This window comes from Paenibacillus donghaensis, from assembly GCF_002192415.1.
Lineage (GTDB): Bacteria > Bacillota > Bacilli > Paenibacillales > Paenibacillaceae > Paenibacillus_AQ > Paenibacillus_AQ donghaensis.
Genome location: NZ_CP021780.1, coordinates 6756605 through 6771690 on the forward strand (window position 1 = coordinate 6756605; position 15086 = coordinate 6771690).

The following is a 15086-nucleotide window of genomic DNA, read 5'->3' on the forward strand; positions in this document are numbered from 1 at the left end:
ATCCGACTTGGATCTTCTAGAAAAACTATCTGACCCTGAGCAAATAAGAGTTAGGGTTCGTTTTGCGAGAAAATCCAGTGACGGAAAGATTGGGAATGAAGGCATCACCTACTTCTTCATCAAAAATAAAGCGAGTGATTGGGCAATTGAGAATATTGACTAATTGCGTTATACGCACTAAAGCGGAAGTCCGTAAATTGGGACTTCCGCTTATCTTTGTCATGTTGTTCTTATTCATTTAATTAGTTGCGAAAACGCATCTAATTAATCGATTTTTTCCGGTTTGGAGGAAATAGATGCGTAAACGGTTACTACTTAGGTCCCCTAGCCCTCTTCGCTCGTAACCCTCACTTCGATTTCAGACGGTTGCGGACTCAGGAGCCTCTATTTGCTGTACATAGGCCGTTTTGCAGGATTAACGGACCCAGGAGCCTCTATATCACAGAAAACACTCGCTTTAGAGCCTGTTTTGACGACTTAGGGGCTATACGGTCCGTAAGACGTCAAAAGATCGCTGATAGGAGGAAATAGGGGCTATACGGTCCGCTAAAATGCAGGTTACCTAGTTCAAGGGTTTGGAGTGTCGCAGGGTCCTAAGTAGTAACCGTAAACGCATCTATTATGGGCTTTTGAGCGTTATAGAGCCTATTTACTCGATATTAGTTGCAGATTTGCACTTATTGGCCCGCTAGTTGGAGATTCAGAGCAAATAGATGTACTTTTGCATCTATTTGCTCCGAACGTTCCAGGGCAATATTCCAAACCCCGCCGGCCTAAACAAGAACCACTTATTTAGTGTCCGCCCAACCGGACGCGCTAATTCAAGATTGCCTCATTGCTGTTACATCGAACTGGTTCCTTCCGTTCCTGTTGTCGCCTGCGGCTGTGTTCCGCCTTGAGGTGCAGTTCCTCTATCAGGTGGCGTTCCGTCGCCCTGCCAGGTTCCACCCTCCGGCGGTGTTCCGCCCTCAGGGCGAGCGCCTCCTCCGAAGCCGCCACCGCCGCCGCGGTTAGAGGTATTTCCAGTCGTTACGCCCGACTCGGACAGGTAAGTGACGCTGCTGGTAATTTCGAAATCGGTCACCTTGGTGCCTCCGCTGTATTGTCCATCCGCATAAAGTCCATTCACTTCAGTACCGGTAGAGGTGCCCCCTGTGTACAGGGTATACGTAGCTCCCTCTTTCAGCTCGGGTGAGCTGATCGCCACCGTCTGATATGTCTTCGACGGAGCGAAGGTCAGCAGCGTATTGCCTTCATTGTCTTCCAGATGGACCAGGGTTCCGGCTTCCTGCGCCGCAGTATAGGTCATCAGCAGCGAGTATTGGCTGGAGTCTTCCGACGGTGCCTGGGCCATGCCCGAGCTTCCCGCAGCTACCAGGTACCCACCGCTGAGTTCGAAGGTACCGTCATAATCAAGGGTTCCATTGCCGCCGTTGGTAGGGCCGTTAGCAATCACGTTACCGCCGGTCATTACGATGGAACCGTTCGAATCCAGTCCGTCGCCAGTGGCGTCTACGGTCAAATCACCGCCGCTGATTGTAAGCACGTGGGCCGCAGTATCCGTGGACTGGCCCTGTGCGCCGCCAGCTGATTGCTCATTCCCGCCAGACACATTCACACCATCATCGGAGGCAACCACCTTCGTCTCCCCGCCGGATACTATAATATTCGCGCCTTCAATGCCCTCATAGCTCTTGGTAATCTCAATCTTGCCACTGGCAATCGTTACTGTGGCTTCGGCATGGATGCCGTCGTCGCCGGAAGCCAGCGTCAGCTCCCCACCTGTGATGGTTACATTGCTGTTGCTGTGGACCGCATCATCCGCAGCATCAATCGTGAAGCTGCCGCTATTGACGGTCATATTCCCGCCCGCCTTCAGCCCCTTGGCGCTGGTTGACTCCGTCTCTGCAGCTGCAGCCTCATCTGCTCCTGCCTCTGTTGCTGCCGCATCCGCTACTGCATCTGCAGTTGCATCGGTAGTTGCTGCCGTACCGGAAGGTGCTGCCGGCACTGTTCCTTGTGTCCAACCGCCCGGCGGCGCTGACATGCCGCCTCTGTCTTCGGTCTTCACCCCACCATTGGCATTGCCCCCGCCGCTGACAATAGTGTAGGTTCCGCCATCCGTCAGCAGCGCAGTTTCCGCCTGAATACCGTCATTTCCGGCCTTGATATCGAAGGTTCCGGCCGCAATGGCTACGAACCCCTTGGCTGCATCCTCGTCATTGGTGGATTTGATTCCATCACCATCAGCAGTGATGGTGATTGTCCCCTCTTGAACAGCCACCATGTCGCGGCCAATAATGCCGTCGTCCGCCGCGTGCACCTCAATCGTGCCGCTCATAATCTTCAGATCATCTTTGCTGGTGATGCCGTCTTTATAGCTGGCATTGACTGTCAGCTTGCCGGTCCCGTTGATCGTCAGATCGGCTTTGCTGAAGAGCGCCGCACCGGGTTCATCGGAAGCCGCATCCTCAAAAACATAATTTGCTCCATCGGTCAGCGTATTCTCAGTGCCTTCCTGCAGCGTGAGGATGACTTTGCCCGCTTGTTTAATATAGACAGGTGCGCTGTCGCTATCCTGAATATCCACTCCGTTAAAGACCAGGTGAACGGTGCCTTTATCCTGCACATTTACGACAAGCTGCCCATCCGTAAGTTTTCCGCTGAGCACGTAAGTTCCGGCTGCATTAATAGTTACCAGTCCAGCCTTGGCTTCAGCGCCAGAGCCGCTAATCGTTGCGCTCGTTCCATTCAGTGCGATGGTGGTTGAATTATCGGCACTCCAGGTTGTAAGTGTATCTTCTTCGTCAAAGGTCACCAGATCGGCAAGCTTCGCACTGGCCAGCTGCACTCCTGAAGGGGTTGTATTCTGTTGCACCGTGGTAGCGGCAGCTGTTGCTGTAGCTTGTACGGCCGATGATGTGGCCGAGCTAGTGCCGCAAGCCGTCACCAGGACGGCGCTTAACAGCAGCACTCCCCATTTACTGTTTATCATAAAGTTTCTCATCGTAATCTTCCTCTCATTATGGGTTAATAGTCTGTGTAGGTGGGCGTCATGGTTAAGGAGATATCCAGATTGCCATTGCGGCAGCGGAGCGCGTCGAGGAATTCCTTCTGGCTCGTCTGCTCACTGATGCTTACGGCGTAGACCAGCTCATACAGGCTGCCCAGCTCGGTGGTTCTGATTTTTTTCAGTTCATAAGCCACGTTGTATTGATTGAATACTTCTGCAAAAGCTTCCTCATACCCCAGATTCTCGGGAATCGTTACTTTAAGCAGCTTCTGCAGGCTTGTTCTGACGCCAAAGTTCAGACGGTTCAGGGCAAACATCAGCACGCAGAGGATCAGGGTGAACAATACAGCGTAGCCGAAGGAACCGACCCCGCAGGCAAGACCCGAGGCCATCGTGAACAGGACAAACGTAATGTCCTTCGGATCACCAGGCGCGCTGCGGAAGCGGATAATGGAGAAGGCTCCGGCGAGACTGAACGCTCTGGCGACATTGCTGCCGATCAGCAGAATGATGATCGCGACGATGACCGGCAGCAGCACCATCGTAAGAGTGAAGCTCTGGGAATAGCTGCCTGGGTTGGTTCTCATATAAGTCCAGCTGATCATGGCCCCAGGACCACCGAGATTAGAATAGTTAAGATAGCGCTGGTGAAGGTTAGTTCGGTACTGACTAGATCGGTGGAAAATAACGAATCAAGCATAGAGGACACTCTCCTGTTCAATTGTGCTGTTCTTGAGCATTTTTTTGTATTCATTGCCGTATTTGGAGAAGCTGGTACGATACATCTGGTGTTCGGAGAGCAGCCTGGACAGCCACATCGGAATCGTATTCTCCGCCTTCACTTCCATCAGCCACTGACCCGGCTCCAGCAGCTGTTCACCGTAAGGCCCTTGTTCCAGCGACAGATCATAACGTCTGCAGCGGATATTGGTGTCAAAGGTTATTCTGAGGTCCCGGTTCTCTTTGCTGAACATTGCCTTGCGGTCATAGGAGAGATACAGCTTCGGCATCAACTCGTACCGTTCCAGGAAATAGCTGATCTCGTTCACCACCTGCTTGTTCATATAATCCCGCAGCTGCGGCGCGGCACCGGTGCGGACGAATTCGTAGGCCTCGTTCAGCTTAAGTGCGGTTCTTCTTTTGTTGACCAGGCCGAACACCTTTTTCTTGATTTCGAGGTATACTCTGGCTTCCTGATCGGGTGTTCCGTAAGCTCTTAAACGCAGCTTCTCTTTATATTTGGGCTTCGACAGACTGTTGCGGATCAAAGCATCATGTTGCGTGTCATAATATAGGTTGGTGATGGAATAGAATTCGTGCTGCTTGTTGTAAGCGTCCAGCTCCATATGCGCCAGCAGCTCCATATAGAAGCGGTTATAAGCTGTGTTATCCAGCAGATATTTGTTCTCATAACGGTTAAATACTTCGATCGCCATATCGGTTCATTCCTTTCGGTTGGTGCGTCTCTCCTGCTCATGTCTGTATCTTAGCCCCCAAACCTTTAATGAATCTTAAATGCTTTTTACACTGGCTTAACTTTTTTTACATTGCCTTAACACAGACACCCCTCCGGACGACTTCCTTCAATTAAGGTTGACTAAAGGTAAGCTTGATATAATGTGTAAAGAAACAGGTATAACGCATCACAATCCATACAGAGGATGGCAAACCGATGAGAATATTAATCGTAGAAGATGAGATTCATCTGGCAGAGGCCTTATCGCAAATCTTAAAAAAACAACATTACTCCGTAGACGCTGTCCACGACGGCCGATCGGGGCTGGATTATGCCCTGAGCGGGATCTATGATCTGCTGCTGCTTGATATTATGATGCCTGAGATGGATGGAATCAGCGTGCTGCGCGCCCTCCGCAAGGAAGGGGTATCGACACCTGTAATCATGCTTACCGCCAAAGGCGAGATTACCGACATGGTGACCGGGCTGGATCAGGGGGCGGATGACTATATAGCCAAACCTTTTTCTTCGGAGGAGCTGCTGGCCCGTATCCGGGCGGCCTTGCGGCGTAAGGGCGAGGTAATACCGGATGATACGCTGAAATTTGGGGATGTGGAGCTGAACACCGCAAGTCTGCGGCTGGCCGTAGGCGGCAAGGAAATCAAGCTGAACCTGAAGGAATGCGGACTGCTGGAGCTGCTCATTCTGCGGAAACAGGCCGTAACCTCCAAGGAGCAGATTATTGAGAAGCTGTGGGGCTTCGACTCGGAAGCGGAGCATAACAACGTGGAAGTCTATATCTCATTTTTACGCAAAAAACTGACCTTCCTCGGCTCACAGGTACGTATCAGTACGATCCGGGGTGTAGGTTATGTATTGGAGGGGGCCTCCTGATGTTCAAGAAGCTGCGCAACCGGTTCCTGATTGTTAATCTGGTCACGATCTCTGTAATCATGCTGGTCGCTTTCGCCGCCATTTACGTGATTATGTACCGCGATGTGCAAGGGGAGATTAACATGGATCTCTACCGCATATCCGATTCCTATGGACGGGAGTCCGGCAAATACCTGGGGCCGCGAATGGGCGGAGCCGATTCTCCGTTGACCCCTGCGGCTGGCGAGTTGCCTGATAAGGGCGGCAAAGCCTATAATCCACCGGAGCGCTTCATCTCCTTCATGGTACAGACCGACAAGGAATGGAAGCTTACGGGCAAGGAGTCCCGTTTTGAGATAGATACAGAATTCTATGCTCTGGCTCTGGCGGAAGCGGTGGCTGAGAATAACAGCCGGAATAAGGATACCGGACAGTTCACACTGGACGGGAACCACTGGATTTATACCGTACAGCCCAACGATGAAGGCTATAAGCTGGTCTTTCTGGATATTACGGCGCAGCAGGAAATCCTGACCAAGCTGATCTATACCTTCACTGTGGTCGGATTGGCGATGCTGATTATCCTCTTTTTTACCAGCCGATTCTTCGCCAATCGTTCGATCAGACCGGTCCGTGAGGCTTTCAACAAGCAGAAGCAGTTTATCGCCGATGCCTCCCACGAGCTGAAGACACCGCTGACCATTATCAACACCAACGCCGATGTTCTGCTGTCGAACCGGGAGGACACGATTCATAACCAGTCGAAATGGCTGCATTATATCAAGTCGGAGACGGAGCGGATGACCAAACTGACCAATGACCTGCTGTATCTGACCGAGATGGATGATTCCAGAACCGGGATGGTTGCTGCGAGGTTCAATCTGAGCGAGGCGGTTGAGAACATTATTCTTACGATGGAAGCCGTTATTTACGAGAAAAACATTGCCCTCGACTATCACATCCAGCCCGGTCTGACCGTGCAGGGCAACAGCCAGCAGCTCCAGCAGGTGGTCATGATCCTGCTCGACAACGCTGTGAAATATACGAACCCCAAGGGAGCCGTTACGTTGTCTCTGACCCGGCAGCATAATGACGTTGTGCTCTCGGTCACCAACACCGGCGAAGGCATTGCACCTGAGCATCTGACCCGGATCTTCGACCGCTTCTACCGGACCGATGCTTCCCGTGCACGTAAGCAAGGCGGCTACGGCCTGGGCCTCGCCATTGCCAAATCGATCGTGGACCAGCACAAAGGCAGAATCTACGCCAAAAGTGTGGTCGGAGAGTCTGCCACTTTTTATGTGCAGCTAGGTTAAGCTCAAATTTTTTCTATAACCTTTTTTGATTTTCTTGCCAGACGGGCACTGAACCGATTAACATACTGATCGTTCTCGAGCAGAACAGCATAGGTATCTCTGGAAACTATTACGTTGCACAAGATATATACACCCGCACCAAACAGGAATACGCAGAGTGCATAATAAGGAGCCGACTGTTCGGTAATGTCTAAGAACCCTTTTCGTGTAAGAAGGAAGGACAGTCCGCTAAACGCAACACAAACGGTACCAAGGATAGAAAGAACTACATGCTTGCGCTTTAGCAGTGCGAGTTCGTCCTTCAGCTCTTTTAATGTAACGGGGTCTAAGATCAGCGGTTCTTTAGTTATGGCTGTATATTGCTTGTTATCTGCAAAGCCGGCAACAACGAAAGACACAATACCAAGCGTGGCAAGGACCAGACCCGAAACGATGTACGTAGGCACGGAGTGTCTGAACAGGAAATAAGGGATAGCGGAACAAATCAACAGACTAATTCCCGCCGCCACGTATTGGGTCTGCTTCTTATTGGACAACAAATAACCGGCCGCCATCTCTCTGCTGACATAGTACCCTTTGTCATGTTCAACCCTGTTTTCTGTAGTATCTTTTAACAGATAGTCAACCGACACTTCAAAAATATTACTTAGCAGAAGCAATTTTTCGGTTTCAGGATACCCCTGATTATTCTCCCATTTACTGATCGCCTGCCGCGTGGTGTCTAATTTCTCAGCCAATGCCTCCTGGGACAAGCCATGCTCTTTTCTAAGTTTGTAAATTTTCTCTCCAAAACCCATATTCGAATATCCTCCTTATTGATTATTCAATCTACTGAGTACAGGATATCAAATCACACTCGAACAGACTATCATTTACCGGTTACATTGTGTCAACTTGGAGTTGCAGCCGCGCAACCACCGTTTGTAGCATGCTTGTGGAGGTGATTGGTGGAGAAGGACAGAGCTTTGATGTTCAGCTTGCTTTGGATATTATGAGTCAGTATATGGGAACGCCTTATTATTTTGGTGGGCGTTCTCCGAAAGCGCCGGGCTTTGATTGCTCCGGTATCCTGGAATATGCCTTCGGCCAGATGGGGATTGATTTTAGCGGTTCAGCGGCTTCACAGTACAACAAGACAGTCTCCATCAGTGAAGAAGATATTATGCCTGGGGATTTTATATTCTTCCAAACTTATAAGAAAGGCCCGTCTCATGTAGGGATGTATATCGGAAATGACTTGATGGAGAGGGAAGCGCGGTGGTCTTGGTGAGGACGGCTACGTTGTTTCTCCGCAAGACTGGGCGCTTGAGGATATTCGTGAGTTTATTACCAGTGGTGATTTTGATTCAGATGCCTTTCCTACTGCCCTTCAGGCCGCAGGATTCGAGACACCCAGCCAGTCGGAGCCGCAGTCTATTCATTCTGCCGGCAAGCTATGGGTCGAGCTATACGCTTCCTTACACAGTCCACCAGTGAAAGTGAAAAGAAGCTGGCTAAGACTACTGAAAAAAAGCGAAATGTCTTTGGTGAAGCGGATTTCGATGATTTGGCTGGCCCCGGGGAATGTTATTTTTTTGCCGGTAACCTTGGCTCCATGGCTGATCGCCTGCGTCTTCTGCCTGTACCCACCATAGTCTGAATCGATATCAGGCCATTGTTGATATAGTGTCATAGGTGGCCTGCAGGCCGGACTGCGGCGAATAGATGGTTTTGGGTCAAGCTTCTGCATAGTATGTATTTCAGGTAAATTTTCCCTGAATCTCCCGCTATTTATCCAAATCTAGTACTGTTGAAACTTAATGCCGTGAACTAAATTGAAAAAGCTCCAGTAAATATAATCATACTGTCGAGCAGCTTGTAAGAAAGGCGGAATATGTTCTGCTTCAATAAATAAGCACCGTACTATTTACGGCGCCAACGCAAATTAAAGTATCCAATTGTAACTTGCAAAATAATTATAAAAGCTATCCAAAGTGCAAGTTTCACAATTCAGCACCTCACTTTCGTCTCTTAGCACCATATAAGCCACCAACTACAACAATGCTTATAACTAAAACAATTCAGTAGACCCATTAAGATCCACTCCTTTAAACTACAATACGACACTACATCAGTTTTGTAAATTCATGGGTAAATTCTCAGAAGAGGCACAGCACGCCATAGTCAATCTGAAATCCGAAAACAGGGGTTTCGCCGCAAAGAGAGATTAGAGAAAATGAGGTCGGATCGAAGACGCAAGCGCAAAGACGGAGTAGACACAAACTATAAATTATTTATCAAGAATTCCACAAAAAAGTCTCTATTTTTAAAAAATAGAGACTGAAAAATGGTTAATCTGTTTTAAGTCTTGAGTAAATATTAAGATCAATAAATCTGTCTTTAGATTTCTCGCTTTTTCTAAGTGTACCTTCAAATGTAAAGCCTAATTTTTGCAGTACTTTAATTGAATTAAGGTTTTGAGGTTCTACTTTAGCCTCAATTCTATTGAAATTTAAATGTTCAAATGCGTAATCTAACAGACTAGAAACGGCTTCAGTTACGTAGCCCTTACCCCAAAAAGTGCTATCAAGATCATAGCCGATTTCTGCTTTAAAGTTTTCATAGTCAAGTGTATTAAATCCGCATGAGCCAATGACTTGATTTGTTTTTGCCTCAATGATCGTATAGCGCATAGCCTTGTTTTGAGCAGAAAGTTCATTTAGAAAATTAATCATTTCTTTCGCTTGGTTTTCATCTGAAAAGTTCTCGATGTTCATAAATTTTGTAACGTCTGGGTTTGACCAAATTTTAAATAAACAGGGGGAATTGGCTTCTGTCATTTTTCTTAAATACAATCTTTCTGTAAGTAATAAATCGGGTATCAATTATCTTAACCTCCAATTTTAAATTAATTAGTGGATTTAAGTATTGATATCTGCGCATAATTCAGTCCCTTCGAATACTGTAATTATTCAATAATAACATAGTTCAAAGATTTTTTTAGAAGATTAATTAGTCAACAGTACGAAAAGTATGCCAATGATAGTACGATACAGTGTTTGGCTAGGGGCATTCATCACACAATACGAATACTACAAGGAAGCACCATGACCCTGCTCCCGGCAACTCTTGCAAATGCACCAGGCAGCGAATACAAGCGAAGCAGCGATTTAACTGGGAGAAATTAGCCTCGCCCACCCGCAAGTGCCACCATAATTGTCTTTCCCCTGCCCCCATGCTATCTTAAGCATGTACAGAATTGTCAACCATTCGATTACTGGAGGTGCAGCTGTGAAAGCGTTATTTATTGGAGGTACGGGAACCATCAGCTCTGCGATTACTAGGCAGTTGTTGGAACAGGGACATGAGTTATATCTGCTGAACCGCGGAACCCGCAATCAGGAGCTGCCGCAGGGAGCCCGGCTTCTGCAGGGAGATATCAACGATGAGAGCCGGGTTGCCCAGCTGATTGAGGAGCACCATTTCGACGTTGTTGCTGATTTTATCGCTTTTGAGCCGGCACAGCTGGAGCGGGATTATCGCCTGTTCCGGGGCCGGACCAAGCAATTCATCTTCATCAGCTCAGCTTCTGCTTATCAGACTCCCTTGTCCGATTATAGAATTACCGAGGGAACTCCCCTCTCCAACCCGTATTGGGAATATTCGCGCAACAAGATCGCCTGTGAAGAGTATCTGCTGAAAATATACCGTGAAGACGGATTCCCCGTCACTATTGTCAGACCCAGCCATACCTATGATGAACGCTCGATTCCGCTTGGCGTCCATGGCAATAGCGGCTCCTGGCAGGTCGCCCGCCGCATGCTGGCAGGCAAACCCGTGCTGATTCATGGGGACGGCACCTCACTGTGGACAATGACCCATAACAGTGATTTCGCCAGAGGGTTCATTGGTCTGATGGGCAATATCCACGCTATCGGGGAAGCGGTGCACATCACCTCCGACGAATCGGTCACCTGGAACCAGATCTATGAAGTGATCGCGGATGCCCTTGGCGTGAAGCTGAAGGCAGTTCATGTCTCCTCAGAGTTCCTCGCTGCCTGCAGTGATTACGATCTGCGCGGCGGACTACTGGGCGACAAAGCGAACTCCGTGGTGTTTGATAATTCGAAATTGAAACGGCTGGTGCCAGGTTTTGCTGCCACAGTCCGACTGGATCAGGGGATGAAGGAGACCATTCGTTACATTCTGGATCATCCGGAATACCAGCAGGAGGATGCCAAGTTCGATGTTTGGTGTGACAAGGTGATCGCTGCCCTGGAGACAGCCCGCTTGAACATCCTGCAAGAATAACGAACTGGGGGGACCTTCATACTGAAGGAACGGATTGAATATCTCTGCAAGAAACGGAATATTTCCCGCAAGGAGATGGTTGAGGGACTGGTAACTCCTGCCCATTTCGCCAATATTCTGGCTGAGCGTTATCCGCTATCAACTTCGATCCGATTGTCGTTCTGGAGCTGGAGGTACAAGAGCAAGACCCGGCTGAACGGATCTATATGGGCCTTACAGGCCAATAAATGATATCTCATCTCCTTAATAAGGAGTCGCTTGAAGCAAGCCGCAATAGACCCATAACAAAAAGCAACGAGTTTCCGATAACGGATTCTCGCTGCTTTTTAAGTTGTGGGATGCTCAGCGGCAGCGTACATGACTAACATGTAACTTAGCTCTGTACGCTGGATTTAAGAGATATATTCCTTACTTTTCAGCTCTTCTGGCTTCGTCCCGCCCAGCACCAGCCCATGTTACGGAGTTGGCTCGTATTCGCTTAATTTGCCTTGATAGACCAGCTGTAGCCGTTCGCTCTGGCGGAAGTCATCCGGGGTAACCAGCGCAGGCAGCTTATTCCACAGCTTAATACCCGAGCGTTCCAGAATCTCCGCTACAAATTGCGAGCAGAAGTAGGAATTGCTGAATTCGACCGGCTCCTTCAAGGCGATGCCGATTACGCCCAGAATATTGTACAGGTATTTCTGGCGGCTGCGGATAAAGATATGCAGCACCCGCTTCATTTTCTCCACCTCACGGTCCGTCACCTGAAGCTCATAAATCACGCACGTGGTACCCGGATATTTGCTGTACGTGCCTGTCATGCGGTCCTCCTTCACAAACCCGCCGTTGAACGGATTGTTGGGATTCTTCCTGCCGAAGCTATACAGCTCCGTTAGCTGCGCATCGAAGGAAATAGAGGCATGGTTGTAAGGTGCTTTGGTGTAGCCTTGAATGATCTTCGTAAAAAGCGTTCCGGTATTGGTGAGTAAAATAAACACCGAGCAATCAGCTGCCATTTTACAAAATTCCCCTTATCAAGTTTGGACTATTGTTTAATAATAGCATATGATGCCTGTAATGGAATCCTACCTCGTGATAAGTTGGTGATCAGGCTTGAACAGCTCATTATGGACAATCCTACTAATCTTTGCAGCCTTATCTGTTATTCATCTGATGTATCTGCTGATGGGCAGAATTCAGCCGGACAAAGACTATAAGGCCATCGGCGTTCGCATCAAAACCTGGTGGGGCATGCTGGTGATCTTCGGCCTGGCGACGCTCTTTAATCCGCTCGTGTCCCTGCTGTCGCTGATGGTGCTGACCTTCTTCGCCCTGAAGGAGTATTTCTCGATGATCAAGACCCGCAAAGCCGACCGCCGGCTGTTTCTGTGGGCTTATCTGTCGATTCCCGCGCAGTTCTACTGGATCTATATCGGCTGGTACGGGATGTTTATTGTCTTCATTCCCATCTATGTCTTCCTGTTCCTGCCGATGCCGCGCTTGATCAACAAGGGTACCGTCGGATTCCTGCACAGCGTCAGCTCTACCCAGTGGGGGCTGATGCTGATGGTGTTCGGGCTTAGCCATCTGGCCTATTTCCAGTTCGCCACCCCGGAGTACGGCGGAGGGCTTGTGCTGTTCCTGGTCGTACTGACCCAGCTGAATGATGTGGTGCACCATCTGGCTTCGATTTATTTCGGCAAACGGAAGTTGGTACCTACGGCCAATCCCTATCTGACCTGGGAGGGCTTCGCCTGCGCTTTTGTCGCAACAACAGCCGTTTCCCATCTAATCTATCCTTACCTGACGCCGCTGACGCCGACGTTTGGTTATGTATCCGGGATGCTGATCAGCCTCAGCGGCTTCTTCGGCAGCTTAACCATCTCCGTACTGAAGCGGGATTTATTGATCGGAGATGATGATAAATTCGATGCCCTGAAGCGAAGCTACATCAGCCGCGTCGACAGCCTGACCTATACGTCGCCGGTCTTTTTTCACGTGATCCGTTACTTCTTTGATTTCATGTAGCAGACAGCTCAGAAGAGCATCCGGCTACATGGAATCACTGAAATTGATCAGCTTCAGCCGTCTCGCTTCAACTACCGCCTCAACGCGGGAACGGACTCCCAGCTTCTCAAATATCCGCGTCAAATTATATTCAACCGTGCGCTGGCTCATCAGCAGCTTGGCGGCAATATCCTTATTGCTGTTGCCATTGGAGACCTCCTGCAGAATCTCCTGCTCCAGATCTTCAATCAGACTCTCGATCAGATATAGATTCTCATATACAATCGTACTGTAATTAGCCAAGGTCTTGAGCCAGCCCAGTTCATCCAGATAATATTTGGTTTGGTTCTCTTTATCTTGAACCTCTCATGACTAAAGTCACGAGATTCTTGGGTAGTCCCTTCTAACGAAGAGAAATGTACCAAGCTAACTCTGTCGTTCCGACAGTTCGTGTAAGGATTACACCCCAAGAAGTCTTTTGCCTTCGGCAAGAATGTTCAGGCTTGCGTTAAAGTCTCGGTCATGGTGTGCTCCACATTCCGGGCAGTCCCATTCACGCAACTTTAAGTCTTTTACCTCTTTGTGCTTATAGCCACAGCAGGAGCATAGCTGCGAAGATGCGAATGTTTTACCCACAGCCACAACTTTGCGACCATACCACTTCGCTTTGTACTCTAGCATGGAGCGAAACATCGACCAGGAAACATCGGTAATTGCCTTGGCTAACTTAGGGTTCTTGACCATATGGGCTACCTGTAAATCTTCAATCGCAATGATGTCGTGGTTTTTGACAAGTTGCGTTGAATTCTTTTGCAAGTAGTCCGTACGAGCATTCGTGATTTTCTCGTGAATACGCGCTACTTTGATGCGTTGCTTGTTCCAATTGCTGCTGCCCTTCATCCTGCGTGAAAGTTTACGCTGTGCCCTTGCCAATTTTTCTTCCAGTCTGCGAAAGAATTTAGGGTTGCCAACGACTATCCCGCTCGATAGAATGGCAAAATCTTTCAAGCCAACATCAATGCCAACTTCTTTGCCTGTTTTGGGCAACTCATGGATGTTGGCTTCTGCAAGCACAGATACAAAGTATTTGCCGCTTGGATTGCGTCTAATCGTAGCGTTCAGGATTCGTCCTTCCACTTCACGGCTTTTCGCAAATTTCACAAGTCCAAGTTTAGGTAACTTGATCTGATTACCTACCATTTCAATATTTCCATTGGTGTAGTTGGTTTGGTAAGACTGTACCGGATTCTTTTTACTCTTAAACTTAGGTGCATCGTTTTGTTTTTTGAAAAAGCGGTGGTAGGCATCACTCAAATTTCTCAGTGCATTTTGTAATGAAAATTTGTCCGGTTCTTTCAACCAGTCTATTTCTTGTTTTAGTTTTGTGAGTTCAGCAGAACATGCACCATAAGATAAGCCTTTTCCTGTCTCGTTATAGGTGTCGCTCCACAGGGCTAGAAAACGATTAAACACAAATCGAGCGCATCCCATCGTCTTGTTAATGAGTGTTGCTTGTTCTGGCGTGGGGTAGATGCGGAATTTGTAAGCTTTATTCACTACCATTGCTGTTCTCACTTCACTTTCTGATTTTGGATTTAAGTTTCCCTACCGGGTCCGCTCTCCCTGCTGAAAAAGAGCTTAGATAGGCAAGTCCTGTCGAGAGGAAAAATAAAATAAGGTACACAGCAGCCGAATCCCCTTGCTTGCTGCGGTACACAAACCATGAAAAACCGGCAAATAACAACACAGTACATATAGGAAGAATAAATTCCAGCAGCAGATCCTCAGTATCGATCCCCTTGGCTACATTAAGCTGAATGTGCTCTTGCTCGCCGCCGGGCTGCACCCGAATCAAGCCAATGCTGGAAGCCCCTTCTATGCCGCTATATATCCTGACTGAATGAAACCCAGCTGCTGGATCTCCGTCAATCTCCTGAATGATGTCTCCCGCCAGAATGCGTCCATAACCCCAATATCCGGCAGGAGTTTCCAGCGCTATGTATTGGCCTTCGTCATCCTTAAGTACACCCGTGCCAATCATTCTCTGATTCAGAATATTGTAGGACAGATATATCGTAAGGATGACGAGAAGCATGGAGAACGCAATAATCTTGAGCCTTGTTATCAACCCGATTTCCTCCAGATATAC

14 protein-coding genes and 1 pseudogene are annotated in these 15086 nt (G+C 48.5%); 5 read left to right on the top strand and 10 right to left on the bottom strand.

Going from position 1 to position 15086, the window contains the following annotated elements; translation table 11 throughout:
• Nucleotides 1–841 precede the first annotated feature (841 nt).
• From B9T62_RS30605 to B9T62_RS30615, 3 genes and pseudogenes are all read right to left on the bottom strand, one after another.
• On the bottom strand, nucleotides 842–3007 hold the full coding sequence (locus B9T62_RS30605) for a carbohydrate-binding domain-containing protein (RefSeq protein ID WP_087918716.1): 2166 nt from the start codon (nucleotides 3005–3007) through the stop codon (nucleotides 842–844).
• 23 nt (nucleotides 3008–3030) lie between these two features.
• A pseudogene (locus tag B9T62_RS30610) lies at nucleotides 3031–3713 on the bottom strand (DUF4956 domain-containing protein).
• The gene (locus B9T62_RS30615; RefSeq protein ID WP_087918717.1) at nucleotides 3706–4449 is read right to left on the bottom strand and encodes a polyphosphate polymerase domain-containing protein; all 744 of its coding nucleotides are present in this window, start codon (nucleotides 4447–4449) and stop codon (nucleotides 3706–3708) included. The pseudogene B9T62_RS30610 and the gene B9T62_RS30615 overlap by 8 nt, the downstream one beginning before the upstream one ends.
• A 236-nt stretch (nucleotides 4450–4685) precedes the next feature.
• Between B9T62_RS30615 and B9T62_RS30620 the strand changes: the two genes are divergently transcribed.
• Nucleotides 4686–5363 (top strand): response regulator transcription factor, encoded by a 678-nt coding sequence (locus tag B9T62_RS30620; protein ID WP_087918718.1) that lies wholly within the window; start codon nucleotides 4686–4688, stop codon nucleotides 5361–5363.
• On the top strand, nucleotides 5363–6658 hold the full coding sequence (locus B9T62_RS30625) for a sensor histidine kinase (protein WP_087918719.1): 1296 nt from the start codon (nucleotides 5363–5365) through the stop codon (nucleotides 6656–6658). The genes B9T62_RS30620 and B9T62_RS30625 overlap by 1 nt, the downstream gene beginning before the upstream one ends.
• 2 nt (nucleotides 6659–6660) lie before the next feature.
• Here B9T62_RS30625 and B9T62_RS30630 read toward each other — a convergent pair whose 3' ends face one another.
• Entirely contained in the window at nucleotides 6661–7455 is a 795-nt protein-coding gene (locus B9T62_RS30630) for a helix-turn-helix domain-containing protein (protein ID WP_087918720.1), read from the bottom strand.
• Between the two features lie 143 nt (nucleotides 7456–7598).
• Here B9T62_RS30630 and B9T62_RS30635 point away from each other — a divergent pair, with 143 nt between their 5' ends.
• Nucleotides 7599–7928: a C40 family peptidase gene (locus tag B9T62_RS30635; RefSeq protein ID WP_169834455.1), complete on the top strand. Its 330-nt coding sequence runs from the start codon at nucleotides 7599–7601 to the stop codon at nucleotides 7926–7928.
• A gap of 147 nt (nucleotides 7929–8075) precedes the next feature.
• Here B9T62_RS30635 and B9T62_RS30640 read toward each other — a convergent pair whose 3' ends face one another.
• Nucleotides 8076–8330, bottom strand: coding sequence for a hypothetical protein (locus B9T62_RS30640; RefSeq protein WP_087918722.1), 255 nt, complete (start codon nucleotides 8328–8330; stop codon nucleotides 8076–8078).
• A 658-nt stretch (nucleotides 8331–8988) separates the two neighbouring features.
• Nucleotides 8989–9522 carry a GNAT family N-acetyltransferase gene (locus B9T62_RS30645; RefSeq protein ID WP_087918723.1) on the bottom strand — a complete coding sequence of 178 codons (534 nt, stop codon included), beginning with the start codon at nucleotides 9520–9522 and terminating at the stop codon, nucleotides 8989–8991.
• Between the two features lie 406 nt (nucleotides 9523–9928).
• On the opposite strand from B9T62_RS30645, the gene B9T62_RS30650 reads away from it, so the two are divergent.
• Complete coding sequence (locus tag B9T62_RS30650) at nucleotides 9929–10948, top strand: SDR family oxidoreductase (RefSeq protein ID WP_087918724.1); 1020 nt, start codon at nucleotides 9929–9931, stop codon at nucleotides 10946–10948.
• 455 nt (nucleotides 10949–11403) lie between these two features.
• Here the strand turns inward: B9T62_RS30650 and B9T62_RS30655 are convergent, their stop codons facing one another.
• Nucleotides 11404–11946, bottom strand: coding sequence for a hypothetical protein (locus B9T62_RS30655; RefSeq protein ID WP_087918725.1), 543 nt, complete (start codon nucleotides 11944–11946; stop codon nucleotides 11404–11406).
• A 97-nt stretch (nucleotides 11947–12043) separates the two neighbouring features.
• On the opposite strand from B9T62_RS30655, the gene B9T62_RS30660 reads away from it, so the two are divergent.
• Nucleotides 12044–12958, top strand: a complete 915-nt coding sequence (locus B9T62_RS30660) for a phosphatidate cytidylyltransferase (RefSeq protein ID WP_087918726.1) — start codon at nucleotides 12044–12046, stop codon at nucleotides 12956–12958.
• A gap of 24 nt (nucleotides 12959–12982) precedes the next feature.
• Here B9T62_RS30660 and B9T62_RS30665 read toward each other — a convergent pair whose 3' ends face one another.
• From B9T62_RS30665 to B9T62_RS30675, 3 genes are all read right to left on the bottom strand, one after another.
• Nucleotides 12983–13240 carry a response regulator transcription factor gene (locus tag B9T62_RS30665; protein WP_245864149.1) on the bottom strand — a complete coding sequence of 86 codons (258 nt, stop codon included), beginning with the start codon at nucleotides 13238–13240 and terminating at the stop codon, nucleotides 12983–12985.
• A 156-nt stretch (nucleotides 13241–13396) separates the two neighbouring features.
• The gene (gene tnpB, locus B9T62_RS30670) at nucleotides 13397–14500 is read right to left on the bottom strand and encodes an IS200/IS605 family element RNA-guided endonuclease TnpB (protein WP_087918727.1); all 1104 of its coding nucleotides are present in this window, start codon (nucleotides 14498–14500) and stop codon (nucleotides 13397–13399) included.
• Between the two features lie 13 nt (nucleotides 14501–14513).
• Entirely contained in the window at nucleotides 14514–15065 is a 552-nt protein-coding gene (locus tag B9T62_RS30675) for a hypothetical protein (protein WP_087918728.1), read from the bottom strand.
• Nucleotides 15066–15086 lie beyond the last annotated feature (21 nt).